The 17,542-nt window shown below is 68.5% G+C and carries 16 protein-coding genes and 2 pseudogenes; 9 read left to right on the top strand and 9 right to left on the bottom strand.

All coding sequences use genetic code 11. From position 1 onward, the window contains the following. Positions 1-117 precede the first annotated feature (117 nt). Positions 118-900 (top strand): aldolase, encoded by a 783-nt coding sequence (locus J5Y10_RS08260; RefSeq protein WP_209372580.1) that lies wholly within the window; start codon positions 118-120, stop codon positions 898-900. A gap of 22 nt (positions 901-922) precedes the next feature. After that, positions 923-1,816, top strand: a complete 894-nt coding sequence (locus J5Y10_RS08265; RefSeq protein ID WP_209372582.1) for a DMT family transporter — start codon at positions 923-925, stop codon at positions 1,814-1,816. On the opposite strand, the pseudogene J5Y10_RS08270 reads toward J5Y10_RS08265, so the two are convergent. Continuing rightward, positions 1,813-2,685 (bottom strand): annotated as a pseudogene (locus J5Y10_RS08270) (YifB family Mg chelatase-like AAA ATPase); the annotation flags it as partial. The gene J5Y10_RS08265 and the pseudogene J5Y10_RS08270 overlap by 4 nt on opposite strands. A gap of 692 nt (positions 2,686-3,377) precedes the next feature. Between J5Y10_RS08270 and J5Y10_RS08275 the strand changes: the two are divergent. Continuing rightward, complete coding sequence (locus J5Y10_RS08275) at positions 3,378-4,796, top strand: hypothetical protein (protein ID WP_209372584.1); 1,419 nt, start codon at positions 3,378-3,380, stop codon at positions 4,794-4,796. Between the two features lie 108 nt (positions 4,797-4,904). Here J5Y10_RS08275 and J5Y10_RS08280 read toward each other — a convergent pair whose 3' ends face one another. The 4 genes from J5Y10_RS08280 to J5Y10_RS08295 form a co-directional block, all read right to left on the bottom strand. Continuing rightward, complete coding sequence (locus J5Y10_RS08280) at positions 4,905-5,360, bottom strand: hypothetical protein (protein ID WP_209372585.1); 456 nt, start codon at positions 5,358-5,360, stop codon at positions 4,905-4,907. Positions 5,361-5,413: 53 nt separating this feature from the next. After that, complete coding sequence (locus J5Y10_RS08285; RefSeq protein ID WP_209372586.1) at positions 5,414-5,794, bottom strand: hypothetical protein; 381 nt, start codon at positions 5,792-5,794, stop codon at positions 5,414-5,416. A gap of 3 nt (positions 5,795-5,797) precedes the next feature. Beyond that, on the bottom strand, positions 5,798-6,070 hold the full coding sequence (locus J5Y10_RS28885; protein ID WP_209372587.1) for a BRO-N domain-containing protein: 273 nt from the start codon (positions 6,068-6,070) through the stop codon (positions 5,798-5,800). Between the two features lie 114 nt (positions 6,071-6,184). Beyond that, on the bottom strand, positions 6,185-6,418 hold the full coding sequence (locus tag J5Y10_RS08295; protein ID WP_209372588.1) for a hypothetical protein: 234 nt from the start codon (positions 6,416-6,418) through the stop codon (positions 6,185-6,187). A gap of 295 nt (positions 6,419-6,713) precedes the next feature. On the opposite strand from J5Y10_RS08295, the gene J5Y10_RS08300 reads away from it, so the two are divergent. The 3 genes from J5Y10_RS08300 (at position 6,714) to J5Y10_RS08310 (ending at position 8,726) form a co-directional block, all read left to right on the top strand. Continuing rightward, positions 6,714-7,148 (top strand): hypothetical protein, encoded by a 435-nt coding sequence (locus tag J5Y10_RS08300; protein ID WP_209372590.1) that lies wholly within the window; start codon positions 6,714-6,716, stop codon positions 7,146-7,148. Positions 7,149-7,460: 312 nt separating this feature from the next. Further along, positions 7,461-7,994, top strand: a complete 534-nt coding sequence (locus tag J5Y10_RS08305) for a Panacea domain-containing protein (RefSeq protein WP_209372591.1) — start codon at positions 7,461-7,463, stop codon at positions 7,992-7,994. A gap of 93 nt (positions 7,995-8,087) precedes the next feature. Next, positions 8,088-8,726 carry a hypothetical protein gene (locus tag J5Y10_RS08310; protein WP_209372593.1) on the top strand — a complete coding sequence of 213 codons (639 nt, stop codon included), beginning with the start codon at positions 8,088-8,090 and terminating at the stop codon, positions 8,724-8,726. A gap of 104 nt (positions 8,727-8,830) precedes the next feature. On the opposite strand, the gene J5Y10_RS08315 is transcribed toward J5Y10_RS08310, so the two are convergent. Continuing rightward, the gene (locus J5Y10_RS08315) at positions 8,831-10,264 is read right to left on the bottom strand and encodes a hypothetical protein (RefSeq protein ID WP_209372595.1); all 1,434 of its coding nucleotides are present in this window, start codon (positions 10,262-10,264) and stop codon (positions 8,831-8,833) included. Positions 10,265-10,834: 570 nt separating this feature from the next. Between J5Y10_RS08315 and J5Y10_RS08320 the strand changes: the two genes are divergently transcribed. After that, a complete protein-coding gene (locus J5Y10_RS08320; RefSeq protein ID WP_209372597.1) occupies positions 10,835-11,428 on the top strand; it encodes a hypothetical protein in 594 nt (197 codons plus the stop codon). Positions 11,429-11,564: 136 nt separating this feature from the next. Here the strand turns inward: J5Y10_RS08320 and J5Y10_RS08325 are convergent, their stop codons facing one another. The 3 genes and pseudogenes from J5Y10_RS08325 to J5Y10_RS08335 all read right to left on the bottom strand — a co-directional run bounded on the left by J5Y10_RS08325 (position 11,565) and on the right by J5Y10_RS08335 (position 14,889). Next, a complete protein-coding gene (locus J5Y10_RS08325; protein ID WP_209372599.1) occupies positions 11,565-13,136 on the bottom strand; it encodes a recombinase family protein in 1,572 nt (523 codons plus the stop codon). A gap of 74 nt (positions 13,137-13,210) precedes the next feature. Next, a pseudogene (locus J5Y10_RS08330) lies at positions 13,211-13,861 on the bottom strand (magnesium chelatase domain-containing protein); the annotation flags it as partial. After that, the gene (locus tag J5Y10_RS08335; RefSeq protein ID WP_209372604.1) at positions 13,858-14,889 is read right to left on the bottom strand and encodes a histone deacetylase family protein; all 1,032 of its coding nucleotides are present in this window, start codon (positions 14,887-14,889) and stop codon (positions 13,858-13,860) included. The pseudogene J5Y10_RS08330 and the gene J5Y10_RS08335, both read right to left, overlap by 4 nt. A gap of 121 nt (positions 14,890-15,010) precedes the next feature. Between J5Y10_RS08335 and J5Y10_RS08340 the strand changes: the two genes are divergently transcribed. After that, a complete protein-coding gene (locus J5Y10_RS08340; protein ID WP_209372605.1) occupies positions 15,011-16,303 on the top strand; it encodes an ArgE/DapE family deacylase in 1,293 nt (430 codons plus the stop codon). Continuing rightward, complete coding sequence (locus tag J5Y10_RS08345) at positions 16,300-17,541, top strand: Zn-dependent hydrolase (RefSeq protein WP_209372607.1); 1,242 nt, start codon at positions 16,300-16,302, stop codon at positions 17,539-17,541. Before J5Y10_RS08340 ends, J5Y10_RS08345 begins: the two co-directional genes overlap by 4 nt. Position 17,542: the final 1 nt, after the last annotated feature.

The following is a 17,542-nucleotide window of genomic DNA, read 5'->3' on the forward strand; positions in this document are numbered from 1 at the left end:
CGCCCGGCCCGGCCACCCGCTCGGATCGCGGCGACGGGACCGGAACGATGTGCGCTGCGCCTTGCTCTCCGGCGCCGACGGCGCGACCCTGCGCGCCCTACGGCCAGAGACACGATCATGGCGCACGCGCTGCCCTCCGCCCCGCCGATGCTCCGCAACAGCGCGCTGGACGCGCCGGAGATCCGGCAGGCGCGGATCGACCTCGCCGCCTGCTTCCGCATGGCGGCGCGGCTGGGGCTGCAGGAGGGGATCTGCAACCACCTCTCCGCCCTCGTCCCTGGCCGGCCGGACCTGATGCTCGTGAACCCCTATGGCTGGGCCTTCGGGGAGATCACCGCGTCCCGCCTCCTGATCTGCGATTTCGAGGGGCGGGTGCTGGCCGGGGAGGGGGTGCCGGAGGCGACCGCCTTCTACATCCACGCCCGCCTGCATATGCGCCACCCGCGCGCCGCGGCCGCCTTCCACACGCATATGCCGAACGCCACGGCGCTCTCCATGCTGGAAGGCCCGCCGCTGGTCTGGGCCGGGCAGACCGCGCTGAAGTTCTACGGGCGCACCGCGGTGGACGAGGAATACAACGGCCTCGCCCTCGATGAGGCGGAAGGCGACCGCATCGCCGCCGTTATGGGAGAGGCCGACATCGCCTTCCTGAAGAACCACGGCGTAGTGGTGGTCGGCCCCTCCATCGCTGAGGCTTGGGACGACCTCTACTACCTGGAGCGCGCGGCGGAAGTTCAGCGCCTCGCCTTCTCCACGGGGCGGCCCCTCAAGCCCGTGCCGACGGACGTGGCGGAGCGCACCTACCTCCAGATGCGGGAGGGTGATCGCGAGAGCGCCCGCCTTCACCTGGAGAGCGTGAAGCGCATCCTCTCCCGTGAGGAGCCTGCCTATCTCGACTAGCGCCGCGACGCCGGTTGACGCCATGTCCGACTCCGCCGCGCGGCGCTTTGGCCTCGTCTGCCTGGGCGTCACGGCCCTGGGCTGGGGGCTGAACTGGCCGGTGCTGAAATTCCTGCTCTCCGAGATGCCGCCGTTGACGGCCCGGGGCCTTGCCGGGCTGCTGGCGGCCCTGGCCCTGGCTGTCTACGCGATGGCTCGCGGCCTGCCGCTCGTCGTCCCCGGCCGGAAATGGCCGGCCCTCCTCGCCGCCGCGCTGCTGAACGTCACCGCCTGGATGGGGCTGGCCACGATGGGCCTGCGCTACCTCGGCGCGGGGGAGGGGGCGATGATCTGCTACACCATGCCCGCCTGGACGGCGCTCGCAGCCTGGCCCGTCCTGGGGGAAAGGCCGTCCGCCGGGCGGCTTCTCGCACTGCTCCTCGGCATGGGCGGGGTGGCGCTTCTGGTCACGGGGAACGGCGTCTCGCTGGACTGGGCGAAGATGCCGGGCGTGTTCATGATCCTCGGCGGTGCGGTGCTCTTCGCGCTCGGCACGGTGTGGTTCAAGCGGCACCCGTTGGGCCTGAATCCCGTGGCCTCCGTGGCCTGGCAGGTCGGGCTGGGCTGCCTGCCCATGGCCCTGGCTGGGCCTGCCCTGGAGCATTTCGACTTTTCCCAGGTCTCCCAGGCTGGTTGGGCGGCCTTCTTCTACATGGCGGCGCTGCCGCTCTGCCTCTGCTACCTCGCCTGGTTCGCCGCGCTGGCGGCCCTGCCGGCGGGGGTGGCGGCGATTGGCACGCTGGCCGTGCCGCTGGTCGGCGTGCTCTCCGCCGCTTTCTTCCTGAACGAGCCCTTCGGTCTGCGGCAGGCTGCCGCGCTGGCCCTGACGATGACGGGCATCGTGCTTGCCGTCCGCACGGGGCCGCGCAGGATCTAACCCGCGGCCGGCTTCCGCATCCGGTAGCCCAGCGCCTCGGCCACATGCACCCGCGCCACCGTCGCCGCGCCCGAGAGGTCCGCGATGCTGCGCGCGACGCGCAGGGTGCGTGTGAAACCGCGGCTGGAAAGGGCGAGGCGCTCCGCCGCGCTCTCAGCCAGGGACAATGCCTCGGCGGCGAAACCGTCGCGGATCGCCTCGACTGGGGCTTCTGAGTTCGTCGCGATGCCCAGGGGTTGGTAGCGCGCCCGCTGGACCGCGCGGGCAGCGGCCACGCGCTCCGCAACGGCCGCACTTGCTTCCCCGGCCGGGGCGCGGCTGAGCTCGCGCGGCGGGATGGGTTGCACCTCGATCGTGAGATCGATCCGGTCCAGCAGCGGGCCTGAGAGCTTGGACTGGTATCCCTCCCCGCAGCGCGGCGCCTGCCCGCACTCCCGCGCGGCGTCGCCCAGGTGGCCGCAGCGGCACGGGTTCATCGCCGCCACCAGCTGCACCCGCGCGGGGTAGGAGACGTGCGCGTTGGCGCGGGCCACGGTCACGCGCCCCGTTTCCAGCGGCTGGCGCAGGGCTTCCAGCGCCGGGCGGGGGAACTCCGGCAGCTCGTCGAGGAAGAGGACGCCGCGATGGGCGAGGCTGATCTCGCCCGGGCGCGCCTTCGGCCCGCCGCCGGTCAGCGCGGCCTGCGATGCGGAATGGTGCGGGTCGCGGAAAGGCGGGCGGGCGCTGATCCGGCCACCCTCCAGGCCGCCGGCGACCGAGCGGATGAGGCTCGCCTCCAAGGCCTCGTAGGGGTTGAGGTCCGGCAGGATGCCCGGCAGGCGGGCGGCCAGCATCGACTTGCCGGATCCAGGTGGCCCAACCATCAGCATGATAAGAACAAAAGAACCGCAGGGGTTTGCCAGAACGTGGGAAACTGGACGGAGCGTGTTCCATGGGACCCGTTCCGCACCCCCACGGGGTTCATCTCCGAAGGTCGTTTAGAAGTCCCGCTAAAGTCGTCGTTGTCATTGTCGTCGTGATCCGACCCCGGGGGGAGGGACAGCCACCCCGCCTTCCGCAGCACACCCCACCGCCTTCGGGTCCCCGCGGGTAACGCTCTTGGAATAGCCGCCATCCCTCGCGCTTAGGCGGCACCGATAATCTTCCCCATGGGCGGAGGGGGCCCTTTGCCCATGATCTCCTTTCAGGGGAAACCGGCTGACCAGCGCACGGCAGGCTAGGAGCCAGTCGTCGGGTGGCTTCCCGCGATGCCGGCGGGCCGCGACCGAGCCAGGCACGAAGAATCCTACCCATGGACGGAGGGGGCCCGACGCCAGTGCGTTGCCCGGGTCTTGAGTGAATTCGAAAGGCTGGCCACCCGGCCGGTCACGAAGAACCACACCCATGGACGGGGGTGCCCGCACCACCGCCAAGCCAGCTTTCAGAGCTATCCCTATGACGGCGGCAGGCCCGACCCCGGGGCCCCGCCCGACTGCTGCCCCGTGTGGGCGCACAACCCTGCGGGCTGTCACGAAGACCTTCCCGCTCTCCTCCTTTCAAAGAACTGAAAAGGATTGATATTTTGTGTGACGTAACCGCCGCCGTCGTTGCGGCCGGCGCCGTGGCGGGCGGCGTTGCCGCCAGCTCCAAGAAGCCCGGCGCCCAGACCACCCAGACCGAGACGAAGGAGCCCTGGCACGTCCAGGCGCCCCACCTCAACAACGCCTTCAGCGCCGCGAAGACCGACTACGAGACCACCATTGCGCGCCCCGCGTGGGAGAGCACCCACGACGCCTTCGCGTCCGTCAACGGGACCCAGAAGGAAGGCGCGGCGGTCGGCGCCGACTATGCGCGCGGTGCGGGCTCGGCCCTCGGCGAGCAGGCAGCGAACACCTCCGCTGTCCTGATGGGCGCCGCCCCGCAATACTACAACAACGCCTCCACGCTCGCCGCGACCGGCGCCGGGCCTGCCAACGGGGTCGCCCAGGGCGTCCTCACGCAGGCGGCGCAGGGAGGCCTCCAGGGCTCCTCGGGTGTCGCAGGCGGCGCGGGTCTCGGCGGCCAGCTCGGCGCCCTCTCCACGGCGCAGGGCATGGCGGCGGGCGCGCAGGGCGACGGCAATGCCGCCATCCAGTCCGGCGCGGCCGGCTATATGAACTCCGACCTCGTCAACGGGCAGGTCGACGCGGCCACTCGCGACGTCGCCCGGAACCTCTCCGAAGACGTGCTGCCGGGTCTCAACGCCCGCGCCTCGGCCGGCGGGAACATCAATTCGGCTCGTGCCGGCGCGGCTGAAGCCGTGGCCCGGAGAGGCGCCGAGGACCGCGCAGCGGACATTTCGACCGCCATCCGCAACAACGCCTGGAACACTGGCATCCAGGCCTCCCTCGCGACGAAGGCCCAGCAGGACAGCACCGCGCTCGCGGCGAATGCCCAGGCGGGCTCGCTCGGCGGCGCCTTGTCGAACCTCGGCGAGAACCAGCGCCAGTTTAACATCGGGACCCAGCTCCAGGGCGCCTCGACGCTCGGGTCGCAGGACACCGCGAACCGTGCGCTGGACGTCAACACGAAGCTCTCGGCCGGCAACCAGCTCGGCACCGCGGTCCAGGCGGGTCTCAACGGGGCCCTCACCACGGGCCAGATCGTCGACCAGAACGGCGCCCGGATCAGCGCCCAGGGCGACTTGCAGATGCAGGGCGACCAGATCGGCATCAACAACGCGCAGTCGATGTATTACGCCGACGAGAAGCGCCGTGCCGCGGCCCTACAAGACTATTACGGCATCGTCGGGTCACAGAATTGGGGCGGAGACGGAACCCGAACGGTCACCGGCTCCCCGACCCGCGCCAATGTTGTCGGCGGGGCGCTCGGTGGCGCCATGGGCGCATATGGCATGATGGGCGCTGGCGGGTCCGGCGGCGGGGCTCTCGCGGGCCTCTTCGGCGGCGGCAGCGGGAGCCAGCAGCAGGCGCCGACTTACGCGCCGATCCTCAGTCGGTAAGACCAGCAGGAGCCCTTCTGGGACTTGATGAAGCCTGCCCGAGAGGCCGGGGGAAGGAGGGTGGCGTGCGGGCTTCTGCAAGTCCCCACGCGGCTCTCCTCCTTTCTCCTATGCCCTATGAGCGGCATCAACCCGTGAGGGTATCTGCGCGCGGAGAGCGGCATTTTCGGCTTGCAGGGCTGCGACCCGCAGCGTCATGTCGAGGGCGCGAGCCTGCGCAGCCTGCGCGGCTCTAGAAAGAGGATGGTCCAGCGGCGGGACGCTCAGCGCCTCCGTCGCCCGCCACCTATCTTTCGGGTCCCATCCGAGCGCGTCCCCTTGCAGCGCGCACTCAATGATGTGGGCCAGAAAGAGACCACCGCGCAGGGCAACACGCCCGAGCACCGCGACGACACCATGGGAGGACAGCAAGTCCGTCTTCCCGAACTCCGCGAAGTTCTCTCGACGTGAGAGGCCCGGGATAGTGGGGTCGTTCAGCACGGCGCGAACGTCATCCGCCCCCGCCAGCGCCGAAACATCATCCGCGAAGAACCACGGCTTCCCTTCGCCGGGCCAGGAGGCCATCCGCGGGTGTCTGTCGGCATAGATTGTCGGGGAGGACTGTGCGGCCGAATGGGTCAACCGAAGAAGCCCTTTCGTCGCCCAGGTCCAGCGCGCCATTCGACCTGCGTCAGCATGGCGACTAGCGCCGCGGCTTCTTGCAGCGTCGTGTCGGCGCCCATCAAGCGGTTCAAGGCCTCTGCTTCGATGCACATTGTGTCTTCCCCCGGGCAGAAGACGACGGCGTCGCGCAGGTCCACCCCGACTTCCTCGGCGAGGACGGGCAGGCGCTCCTTCGTGATGCCCCAAAAGGCGTCCAGCGGCAGATAGAGCGCTGGGTCGAAGTGGACCACGCGGATCGGCTCGGCCGTCGTGGCGAGGGGTGCGTCAATCACAGCGTCGGGCATCGTGACCTCGTCTCGCTTGCTGGCCCCTTCGACCAGCCGCAGCGCGAACATGATTCACGAGCGAATCGGGTGCAAGCCCCTGCTTTTCAACGTTGGTCGGAGTGAGGTGTGGATGTGGTTACGGGGTGTCGTGACGCCGTCCTTGCGAATGGCGGGGAGGACGTCTCGCGCCAGCCAGTCTTGGAATTTACGCACCGCTGGGTTTCGATCAGGCTGGGCACGCATCAGCAACTTGTAGACGCCGCTCTCCGATATCAGGGCCAAGCTCGGCTGGTGGGGGCCGAAAGCGTCTCTGAGGAAAACTCCCTCAGACTCCCCTTTCTTCACGACACGCTTCTCGTCCCAAGCGGGGGGAGGACGGCATCGCCGAGGCTCGCGCGGCCCGCCGCTTCCTTGGAGCCCATCCGATGGGCGTTAACGGCGGTCAGAACGGTGCGCTCGTCAGCCGCGGCAAGCCTCCGTGACCTGTCCCGGCTCCAGCCAGATCACCCATCCGTGTCTATCTAGGACGGCGTGCATCCCGGTCTCGAAGGGCCCGGCGAGCGGCCGAACCTTCACCTTGCCCCGGTGGCGCGCAAGGACCAGCCAGGGGCCCTTAGCGCGGCCCTGCGCGTCGGACTGCCTCGGGTTCTTCGGCCGCCATTTCACGAACTCGAATGAGCTGTCTTCGCGCATCGGGACCCTTCTTCGCGCAGGACCCGGCACGGGCCTGTAGCCGGCCTTAGCGCATCCACTCGGGGCGTCCGGTGTCAAGCCTGGGTCCCGCAATCCGGAGGAGGAGACCATTTCCCGCCTCCTTTAACCCTACCCGCCCGGCTCCAGCTTGGCGGGATTTTTAATGTCCGCATCATGGAGACCTTCAGTGCTCACAGCTATCACCGAACCCTCGCCCGCTCCCCTCTCGGCACCAAAGGAGCGAAAGCGCCGGCCGCCTGTCGGACCCCGCGTCCCTCGCAATCCGAACCCCATCGTGCGCCAAGTGACAGTCGACGGGGAGCGCGCCTTCGCGGTGGCGCTGGCCGGTCGCTTGGGCCACGGCCGAGACATGCTGATCGACCCCACCTCGTGGGAGTGGATCAGCAAGACTGCGGGAACCGTGTGGCCTGTGAATGCGACCCCGACCGGACACGAATACATCGTCAGTGGAGCACGAACGGCCTATGCCGCAAGCACAGACGTCAGCCTGCGCGGCAAGCCGCCGAAAGTCTTCCTGGCTCGCCTTGTGGTCCAAGACGACACCCGCTTGGACGGCACCAAGGCTGTCGTCTACCGAAATGGCGACCACCTGGATGTCCGGCGATGCAACCTCGAAGTTGTCCTCTTCGGCGAACATCGCGACTACAAGCCTACGCGGCCGCCTGCTGAAGTCGTCGATGGCTGGTCCGAGCGGCTGACCGTAAACTGACCCCTGCGCATCGAACAGCTACACATGGACCCCCACCAGCGCCGCTGGAGGGGGTCTTTTTTGTATTGGTAGTCCGCGCCGCGGGTCTCGACACCATCCGAGCTAGAGAACATACAAAGAACAAGATGGGCGCTGTCAGAGTGGCTGCCCCGTCGTATGGGCGGTGAAATCATGAGTGTGCGGGTGTGTTCGCTGCCGGAGTGCGCTACGTGCCCGCAGACTGAGACTAGGAGGGATTAAAGTTTGCCAGCTAGCTTGTCGTCTCACACAGATTTGAGCGTAGACTGAATGCACGCGGCGGGTGTCGGCTCCATGCCTTACGAAGCGAAAGCCCTGGCTAATTGGCTACTCGATGAGGCGGATCGGCAGCAGATTCCGCTGACGCATATGGGCGTCCATAAGGTCATCTACTACGGGCACGGCTGGCGGCTCGCGCAGTTCAATCAGCCTCTCATCAAAGAAATCTTTGAAGCGTGGGAGTATGGCCCAGTATTGGCTGGACTCTATAAAGTCTTAAAAGCCGCTGGAAAGGATGTTGTCCGTATCCGGGCGAAAAGTTTTGATCCGGTGCATCAGAGAGAAGTTGTGCCCTACGTTGCGCCATCTGAAGACGATGCATCTTTTCTTCGGGACGTCTTGCGAGCCTACGGAAGGCTCAACGCCTTGACACTGTCAGACATGACGCATCGGCCCGGTGGAGCCTGGGATCAGGTTTGGAATGCACCAAAGGGAGAGATAACACTCGGGATGAGGATAAAAAATGATAACATCCGCCGCGAGTTTCTAAACCTTGATCCGCTGATGTCGAAGCGGAACAGATCAGACTCCACAGCGCACGCTAGTTGAAGTATCCTTCAGGTCATGAAGATCCCCGCGCTACCGCCGTGTCATGATCTTGTCCGTCTAGTTCGACCCACTCTCGATGAAACTATAGGGGTCTTGCTGGAGCACCTGCGTCGGCGTCCGGTGCCGTGGAACTATCAGAAGTCGCGGGATCTCGCTCCCTATGCGTTTGAGCGGAAGGTTCCGCTGACCGCTCTGCGTGCGGCCTGCCTGTCGATTCCGACCGAAACCGGCCGGAGTGCCAACTGGGAGGTTGTGCAGATGGTCCGCGCGGCTTCCGCCGGACGCGAAGTCCGCTGCCACGCGACCCCTGATGGGCTCTTTCGAGTGCGGCGGGATTTGGCAATCCGTGTTGCGGCCAACTTCTACTTCGTGGAAGGCGAAAGGACGAAAATCTTGTGGCTTCAGCCCAGGCGAGGATACGCGCTGAACGAAGCCCAACTCGGCATGTTTGGCGCGCTTGCCCGCATGGCGTTGCTCGTTGAGCATTTTGAAACCGCGGAACTCGAAATTCTGGACCTCAGTGCTCCGGAACCGAAGGCGGCTCGGGTGTCTCGCATCCTCCACCTGTCCGATCTTCCCGCAGTTTCTGATGACGATGTCGAAGCAGCCATTCAGCGGGTCGTGTCCGCATACGACGCGATTGTCGCCATGAACCTCGATTGGGATGCTCTGCGCGGGCGGACGACGAAGAGGAAGGACCGTCCTTCGGATCAGCCGGACATGGGCTTTTGACTTGTGCTTGAGGAGCACCTTGGCCCGCGTCAGCACGGCGATCCGCAGGCCACCGAGCATCCGTGGATCGTCTGCGCTATAGCCTAGGCAGGTAGGGGCTCCACTCACCTCAGCGGTTGACTACTAGATTCACCGGGCTTGCCCTCCCGCATCCCGGAGACCGACGAGAGGGGCAGCGCGCTTTTCGTCTCGACCCGGGGCGCTATTCCGCACACCCGCCGGAACCCCTCCACGATGCTCCCCGTGGCCTCCGCGCGGGCGCTGGCGGGGACGATGAGGCTATCGTGGACGGGGAGGGCGAGCACGCCCCGGCCGCGCAGCTCCCGCATGGCCCAGCTCATCGCGGCAGCCTCCCGGGCGGCGAGGAAGGGGGACACCAGCTCCTCCGGTGACACACCGAGACGCGCGGCGAGGGCGGGGGACACGACCACGCCAGGGTCTCCCAGGCATGGATGGCGCTTCAGCATGGCTGCGCGGATAACCTTCGCGTCCTGCGCCCGGTCGGCATCCGGAGTGCGGCGAGACCATCTCTCCACCGCCTTGCCCTTGCCCAGCGCCTCCAGCAGCCACCGTTTCGACGCCGCGCGAGGGACGCCCTCGACGTGGTAGGGGTCGCCCTCGACCGGCCCTAGCCCGCATAGTCCGCGAAGGATGGCCAGGTGGGCAGCCTGGACGTCCAGCTCCACCACCGGCTCTCCTCCGATGGTCAGGGCGCCGCGGAGGGCTTGCGGCATTGTCTGGTAGACTCCATCCGCCCCGGCGGCATACCAGCGCCCGTGAAGCTCCCAAGCGCCATGAAAGACCCGCTTCCACCGCGGAGGCGTGCAGCCCGTCACGGTGACGCGCTCGGCCATGGCGTTGTGCTCGCCCACGTCGGCGGCGATAAGCGTGGCCAACTCGTCCGACTTGGATGCGACCAGGCGAGGCTTCGGCCGGTCAGCTCCCCAGCCTTCCGGCACGAAGGGACGCAGGTCCACCGGGTCCTTAACCTTCGGCGGCTTCGACGGAGGCGCCAGGCGAAAGTCCTGCCGCACCGTCGCGGGGCTGACGCCGTGCTGTTCCGCCAGCTCCAGCAGCGCGGCCCTCGGCCAGAACCGGGCGGCCCAGCCCTTCGAGAGCGGAGACGCCGGGTCCCACCCTTCCGTCTGAAAACGCTTGCCGCCGTGCTCGCGGACCAGCTCCAGGGTCACCAGCGCGCCCATCGTCGCGACGAACGCGCGGTAGCCCACCGGGCCGCCCGAGAAGCCCGCTGCCGTCTTGCTGCGGTAGGCGGGGCGGGGCTCCCCATGCCCTCCCCACGCATCCAGTAGCGACCCGGCGACGGCGCCCAGCGCGCCGCACAGTTCCCGTTTCCCGGCCTCGCGGCGCTTGGTCTTGCGGGCACTCGCAGGTCCTGCTTCGTGAGCCAGGATGAAGGCCACGAGATCGTCGACCAGCGCCACCGCTCCGGGGCTGGCAGGCGACCGGCAGAGGTCCAAGGGCCGGGCCGCCGCGAGTGTCGCAGGGTCCAGCTCGTCGGGCGGGGACGGGAAAGGCATCGGCGGTTCATGGCGCAGGGCAGGCACCACGTCCACCACTTTTGTTTCCGGATACCCTCTTCGGGCCTTCCCCTGGGATAGACCATGGGATCACTGTGAGTGGCATAGGGAAGAGTGGAGAGGAGGGGTGAACCCTCCTCCTCTGTCCATCATCGGGACGTCCGAGAGGTCATGCGGGTCCTTGCGCCTCTCGTTCTCTTCCCCCTGCCCGCCCCGTTAGAGAACAGCCCCGGAGCCTGCCCCGAGCCTGCAACAACTACCCAGGGGCCTCCTCTCACTCCTGGATCGTCCGCATGACCGCCCGCCGGGCCAGGTCACGCCGTGCCCTCTCCATGCCCGCCGCGATGGTTTCCACCGAGCCCCGCACGTCCTCTGCATAGCGTTCATGGGGATAGGTCCCTGGCCGCCACCATGTCGGGGGAGGGCGCGGCGCAGGACGCGAGAGAGGCGGCTAAGAGGACGGCCCGAAGGATCAAAGGGCGGGTCAGTGTGCTTGCTCCGTGCTTTCCTGCGGTGGCGGGCTCGGGGCAGGGCGCCGCGTCCACCGTCTCGGGAGATAGAGGGAGGCCCATGGTCGACAAGGCGCCCGACTTCGCCGTCGTCTTCACCGGGACCGCTCCCGGCATCAACTGCCACATCGGAGCGCCTGACACCGACCGCCCGCCTGGTGCGAGTTGGGAGCCGGACGGGAAGCACAAAGCAACCCTGGTCTTCGAGCCCTCGGACCCGGATTTGGCGACCCTATCAGCCGCCCTAGAGGCCGCCCGCAAGGCCGCATTCCCGGACGAGGCGGCCGTCGCGCTGCCGCTGAAGAAGGGCAGGGCAGGCACCCGCCATGCCGGCAAGGTGCTGTTCACGGCGACGGCTACGTCCCGCCCAGAGACCTTCGACCGGCGGGGCCGACCGATGGACCCGCACGGGATCAGCAGGGACGGCGACGAGTTGCGCCTGAAGGTGCTCCTGGTGCCGTGGGAGTTCACTGAAAGGTTCCAAGCGACCGCAACGAGCAAGACGAAGGAGGCCAAGGTCTACGGCATTGCGGCCCGCCTCGACGGCGTGCAGTTGATCAGAAGTCGCCCCAATTGGCCTCACGATGCCGGCGGCTTCAGTGATCTAGGAGACGGCCCGCAAGAGGCGGAAGGAGGCCCAGCGAGGCGTCGCTAGGAGACTTGCTGACGGCGCGAGCGGGCTGGCGGCACCACCCTGCCGGGAGGGCTCTCGGAAGTCTGGGAGTGGCCTCTGCAAGTCTGGGGAGAGAGGGATTTTCACCCTCCGAAGGGCGCGGGACCCATAGCACTCATCACACTTTGCCGCGCGGCGAGGCTCCTGGCTTTCCCCACCCGAAGACAACCTCGGTCTTGCCTCCCTGCCGCCAGTGGAGGGTCGCCACGCCCGTCGCGCCGTCGACCTGAACCTCGGTCAGTGCCTCTCGCAGCAGCCCGTTAACCGCGTCCGGCTCCGCGGTGGCGTCGGCAAGGGCATCCCGGAGGCGCTTCAGGCGGTTCTCCACCATCGGGACGCCGCTGGCTCGCGCGATGCCCTGGAGCCCCTGAAGGGTCTTGCGCGCCTGATCTCTCTGCGCCTCCAGGTCGTCAACGCGGAACCTCAGGGCAGAGGACCCAGGGCTTGCAATGAGCGCGTCGAGGGCGCCGGACAGGCGGGCTTCAGAGGCTTCGACGGCCATGGCCGCTCTATCCAATGCGGTCAGCACTTCGTCCTCGCCTCGGGGTGCCTCATCAAAGATGGCCTGCGCGTGCCGCCGCAGGGCATCCTCCACGTCCACAAGGACGGCACTCGGGGCGGCGCAGCGTCGGGCCTTTGCGCTCACGCAGGTAAGCCGGTCGCGGCCCGCCTTGCCCGGGGTGGCCGTCCCCTTGTTCACCCGGGTCATAGTGCTGCCGCACGCCGGGCAGGTTGCCAGCCCTGCGACCAGGTTGCGGACCCCGGTAGCGGCGCGGGTCTTAGGCGCAGGGCGTCCGCCCCGCTGCGCTCGGACGATCTCGAAGACGTCGGAAGGGACGACGGCTGGAAAATACCCCGTGATGGCGTCCTGCGGGATACGCCGCTTGTTGCCCTCGACATGCTCGATGCGGTGAGGGACGAAGATGCCCCCCGCGGCCGGGCTGTCGATGATCTTTGCGACGGTCGACCGCCCCCAGAAGTCCCGGGTCTCCCGGTTCGGGATGCCGAAAGGGGCAATGCCATCCTGGTTGAGCCGCGTTGTGATCCCGTTCAGGCTCTCTCCGCGGGCGGCCTCGTCGAAGATGCGCCGAACGACGGCGGCGCGCTCCTCTATGACCTCGAAGCGTCGCGTCTGCGGGTCCAGGCGAAGCCAGGACGGGCATTTGGCGGTGAGGGGCTTCGTCGCGGCGGTGGCGCGCTTCTGTGACCATGCGGCCCTCAGCCGGCGTCCCTTGGTCGCGCTCTCCTCGTTCGCGCGGATCATCACGAACAGGCTCTCCATGATCTTCAGCGGGTTGGCCCGAAGCTCCTCCCGCGAATAGACCTTCCGGTCCTGCAAAGAAACGAGGGTGATGCCTGCATTGATGATCTGTTGGAAGACCGGCATCGCATCCCACGGGTCCTGCCGCGAGACCCGGTCCAGGCTCTCCACCAAAAGGTAAGAGCCCGCCGGCACAACGCCCATGTCAACGGCTCGGAGGAAGGCGCCGAGAGCACCCGTGCGAGCGTTGGTCCCGCGGAACGCCGAAACGCCGAGGTCTTGGAAGGTAAGGCTCTCATCCAGCTCTAGACCGTGGGACAATGCGTAATCTGCCGCCAGCGTCGACTGCCGCCGCAAGCTGTCGCCCTTAGCCTGTTCGGCCGACGAGAAGCGCAAATAAGAGAAGGCTCGCACTGTCACCGCCGCCACCGCCCGCCATCCCACCTGCGGGCCACCCCCCCAGGACATGGCGACCTTCTACCCAACTGCGGGTCTTAAGTCCACGACATGAGCAAGTGGTGCTGCCCGGCCGCCGCAATCTCCAGCGCCCGCTTCGCGCTCTCCTGTCCGCGTACCTCCGACAGGCATGGGCCACGCGCTTCCCCGGCCATCGGCGCGGCCGGGGCGGGTGGCGACAGCACCTGCCGGCCCTGGAAATGGGCGATCAGGGCGCGCAGGTCCGGCGCGGCCACGGCCTCCGTCATCCCGGCCCAGCACGCCTCCACGCCCTGGGCCGCAGGGCAGACGAGGCCGAGGTCCCGCTCCCCGCAGGCGAGCGCCGCCGGCAGCACGCCCGCGACAGGCTGAATGCTGCCGTCCAGCGCCAGTTCCCCCATGGCGGCGAAGTGGGCCAGTTCGTCGGCGGGGATGACGCCCATCGCCGCCAACAGGCCGAGCGCCATGGGCAGGTCGAAATGACTTCCCTCCTTCGGCAGGTCGGCGGGCGCCAGATTCACCAGGATGCGCTTGGGCGGCAGAGACAGTCCGAGGCCGGAGAGCACCGCGCGCACCCGCTCCCGGCTCTCCGCCACGGCCTTGTTCGCCAGCCCGACCACTGTGAAGGCCGGCAGGCCGGCGGAGAGCTGCACCTGCACCTCGACCGGAACCGCCTCGACGCCCTGGAGGGAGAAGGTGGTGACGCGGGAAAGGCTCACCAGCGCCAGCCACCCAGGAAGCGGGCGAGGAGGCTGCCGATAACCTCCACGTTGTACCCGCCTTCCTGGATGATCGCGGTGGGCAGGCGAAGGGCGGAGATCGCCTCCGCCGCGCGGGCAAAGCCTTCCTCGGTGACCCGCAGTGCGGCCAGCGGCTCCTTCTCGGAAGCGTCGAAGCCGAGCGAGACGACCAGCGCTTCCGCCCCGAAGGCGCGGATCCGTGCGATTCCCGCGGCCACGGCCTCCAGCCAGGCCTCGTTGCCCGTGCCGAAGGGCTGCGGCAGGTTCAGGTTGCAGCCGTCGCCGTCACCGGCGCCGGTCTCCGATGCATGGCCGACGAACCATGGATAATAGCGGTCCGGGTCGGCGTGCACGGAGACGGTGAGCACGTCGCCCCGCGTCCAGAAGATGCCCTGGGTGCCGTTGCCGTGGTGGCTGTCGACGTCCAGCGTGGCGACGCGGCGCGCGCCGACATCGCGCAGCGCCTGCACGGCCAGCGCCGCATTGTTGACGAAGCAGTGCCCCCCGGCGCGCGCGGCGTAGGCATGGTGCCCGGGCGGCCGGCAGAGCGCGTAGGCGGTGCCGCCCTTCGCGGCGACACCCGCGGCGGCAAGGGCGCAGCCGGCAGCGCCTAGCGCCGCCTCCCAGGTTCCCGGGCCCACGGGGCAGGCGGTATCGGCCGTGTACCAGCCGGCCTTGCCCACCGCCTGGGTCGAGGGCCGCGCGCCCTGTGCCAGCATCTCCGGCGAGGGATGGACGTTCGCCACGATCTCCGGCCCCGCGCCTGGCGCTGAAGCCCATTCCGCCGGGCCGTCGCGCAGCCAATCCAGGTAGTCGGGGGAGTGGACCCTCTCCAGTGCCTCACGCGCTGGCAGGGCCGGCACGGCCGGCGCAATGCCGAGGCTCCTCAGCCCCTCGCGCAGGGAAGCCGCGCGCGCCGGCACCTCGAAATTCGGCCGGAGCACTCCGCGCTGCAGGAAGAATTGCGGCGCATGCGCCGATTCCGCGGGGTGGTCGAAGGCTTGCATGGGCTGACCCTATGGGCGGCCCGGACTCTTGTCCACGCGACCGCAACATGCCCCGTCTGTCCCTCGACAGGGGGCGCCGAAGGCGTAGCCTGCGCGCCCCCGCCACTGCCAGGACTGTTCCATGACCCCTCTCGACCCCGGTGCGAAGCGCGCGATCCTGGAGGCCGTCGATGCCCTGCAGGGGGCGGCGATCGACCGCCTCTCCGACCTCGTGCGCTGCGATTCCACCCTGGGGAAGGAGGCCGGCGCGCTGGAGCTGATGGCGCGGAACTATGAGTCGCTCGGCCTGACCCCGCGCCGTATTCCGACGGAGCCGGAGGCGCTGAAGGACCACCCGGGCTTCTCGCCCCCGCTCATATCCTATGCCGGGCGCGACAACGTGGCCGCCATCCACACGCCGCGCGAGAGGAAGGGCCGCAGCCTGGCGCTCCAGGGCCATGTGGACGTGGTGCCGGAAGGCGCGGCCGATCTCTGGATTACCCCGCCCTACGAGCCATCCGTGCGGGATGGTCGCCTGTACGGCCGCGGTGCCGGCGACATGAAGGCGGGCATCGTCTCCTACCTCACGGCTTTCCAGGCGCTGAAGATGGCCGGGCTGCAGCCGGCGGCCGCCGTGCAGATGCAGGCGGTGGTCGAGGAGGAGTGCAGCGGCAACGGCGCCCTGGCCACCATGCTGGCGATGCCGAAGACGGACGCCGTTGTGATCCCCGAGCCCGGCCCGGGAATGGCCGCGATGTACTCGGCCGAGGTGGGCGTGGTCTGGGCCTGGGTGACTGTGACGGGCCGCCCGACCCATGTCCGGGACATGCATGCCGGCATCAACGCGATCGAGGGCGCGATGCGGATCGCGGCGGGCTTCAAGGACTACGAGAACGAGCGCAACCGGGCGGAGAATGTCCACGCGGCCTTCCGCGGGGTGAACCATCCCGTGAACGTCAACCTCGGCACGGTGGAGGGCGGGGAGTGGAACTCCTCTGTGCCGACCCGCGCGAGGATCGGGCTGCGGGTGGGCGTGATGCTCGGCTACTCGGCGGCGCAGACGAAGGCAGACATCGAGCGCATCGTGGCAGAGGCGGCCACGGATCCGGGGCTGCGCGGCACGCAGGTGAAGCTGGAGTTCAAGGGCTTCATGGCCGATCCCTGCGGCTTCGACATGGAGAGCGACATCGCCCGCCTCGCCCAGCGCGCCTATGCGGAGGTGAGCGGCAGCGAGCTGCGCCACTACCCCGCCACCGGCCTGACGGACGGGCGCTTCTTCACCCTGTACCAGGACACGCCCGTGGCCTGCTTCGGGCCGGAGGCGCAGGAGATCCACGGCATCGACGAGAGCGTCTCCCTCTCCTCCATGCACGACATCACCCGCAGCATCGCCCTTCTGATGGCCGAGTGGTGCGGGGTGGAGAAGGCGGCATGAGCAACCTCCCGCTCTCCGGCACGCGCCTTTGGGATTCGCTGATGGAGATGGCGCGGATCGGCGCCACGCCCAAGGGCGGCTGCAACCGACAGACCCTCACGCCGCTGGACGCCGAGGGGCGGGCGCTGCTGGCGCGCTGGGGGGCGGAGGTCGGGCTGACGCTCACCACCGACCGGCTGGGCAACATGGCCCTGCTGCGCCCGGGGCGGGACGCATCCCGGAAGCCGGTGGCGATCGGCAGCCACCTGGACACCCAGCCCACAGGCGGAAAGTTCGACGGCGTGCTGGGCGTGCTCGCCGGTCTTGAGGTGATGCGTGCTCTGCACGAGGCCGGGGCCGAGACGGAGGCGCCGATCCTTCTCATCAACTGGACGAACGAGGAGGGGGCACGCTTTTCCCCGCCGATGATGGGCAGCGGCGCCGTGATCGGGGCCTTCACCGAGCAGCAGGTGCTGGACACCCGCGATCCCGAAGGCATCCGCTTTGGCGATGCGCTGGAGGCGATCGGCTGGAAGGGCGAGGCTGATCCCGCCAAGCTACGGGATTTGGAAGCTTACTTCGAACTGCACATCGAGCAGGGCCCGGTGCTGGAGCGGGAGGGGCTTGATCTGGGAGTCGTCACCCACGCGCTGGCCCAGCAATGGTTCGACGTGACCGTGACGGGCGAGGACGCCCATGCTGGCGGCACGATGGCGCACCGGCGGGATTCGCTGGTCGCGGCGTCCATCCTGATCCAGGCGCTGGAGACGATCGCGCTGGAGTCCGGAGGGGATGCCCGTGCCACGGTCGGTCGCATCGCGGTGGAGCCCTCCAGCCGGAACGTCGTCCCCTCCGTCACCCGCTTCAGCGTGGACCTTCGCCACGGCGATGAGGCGGCGCTGGACGCGATGGCGACCGCGCTGCGGGAGAAGGCGGGCGTCGTCTCCGTGTCCCGGTCCGTCAAGGTGGATGCCGCGCCCTTCTGGACCTCGCCCCAGACCCCCTTCGATCCTGTCCTGGCGCAGCGCCTGCGCGATTCGGCCACGGCCCGCGGCATTCGCTTCCGCGACATGCCCACGGGGATCGGCCATGATGCCGTCTATGTCGCGCGCCAGGTTCCCACGGTGATGATCTTCTGCCCCTGCCACGGCGGCATCAGCCACAACGAGGCCGAGAGCATCACGCCGGAATGGGCGGAGGCCGGGCTGGTGGTGATGGCGGACGCCGTGCTGGCCACCGCCGGCGTGGTGCGGGGCTAGC

This window comes from Roseomonas indoligenes (assembly GCF_017813365.1).
Lineage (GTDB): Bacteria > Pseudomonadota > Alphaproteobacteria > Acetobacterales > Acetobacteraceae > Roseomonas > Roseomonas indoligenes.

What these genes read in the sequence shown, in the direction of transcription:
- J5Y10_RS08295 (WP_209372588.1), bottom strand. Translation starts at nt 6,418, where the DNA reads ATGCGCGAAGACAGCTCATTCGAGTTCGTGAAATGGCGGCCGAAGAAC.
- J5Y10_RS08345 (WP_209372607.1), top strand. Translation starts at nt 16,300, where the DNA reads ATGAGCAACCTCCCGCTCTCCGGCACGCGCCTTTGGGATTCGCTGATG.
- J5Y10_RS08280 (WP_209372585.1), bottom strand. Translation starts at nt 5,360, where the DNA reads ATGGCCTCCTGGCCCGGCGAAGGGAAGCCGTGGTTCTTCGCGGATGAT.
- J5Y10_RS08340 (WP_209372605.1), top strand. Translation starts at nt 15,011, where the DNA reads ATGACCCCTCTCGACCCCGGTGCGAAGCGCGCGATCCTGGAGGCCGTC.
- J5Y10_RS08305 (WP_209372591.1), top strand. Translation starts at nt 7,461, where the DNA reads ATGCCTTACGAAGCGAAAGCCCTGGCTAATTGGCTACTCGATGAGGCG.
- J5Y10_RS08260 (WP_209372580.1), top strand. Translation starts at nt 118, where the DNA reads ATGGCGCACGCGCTGCCCTCCGCCCCGCCGATGCTCCGCAACAGCGCG.
- J5Y10_RS08335 (WP_209372604.1), bottom strand. Translation starts at nt 14,889, where the DNA reads ATGCAAGCCTTCGACCACCCCGCGGAATCGGCGCATGCGCCGCAATTC.
- J5Y10_RS08315 (WP_209372595.1), bottom strand. Translation starts at nt 10,264, where the DNA reads ATGCCTTTCCCGTCCCCGCCCGACGAGCTGGACCCTGCGACACTCGCG.
- J5Y10_RS08265 (WP_209372582.1), top strand. Translation starts at nt 923, where the DNA reads ATGTCCGACTCCGCCGCGCGGCGCTTTGGCCTCGTCTGCCTGGGCGTC.
- J5Y10_RS08285 (WP_209372586.1), bottom strand. Translation starts at nt 5,794, where the DNA reads ATGTTCGCGCTGCGGCTGGTCGAAGGGGCCAGCAAGCGAGACGAGGTC.
- J5Y10_RS08320 (WP_209372597.1), top strand. Translation starts at nt 10,835, where the DNA reads ATGGTCGACAAGGCGCCCGACTTCGCCGTCGTCTTCACCGGGACCGCT.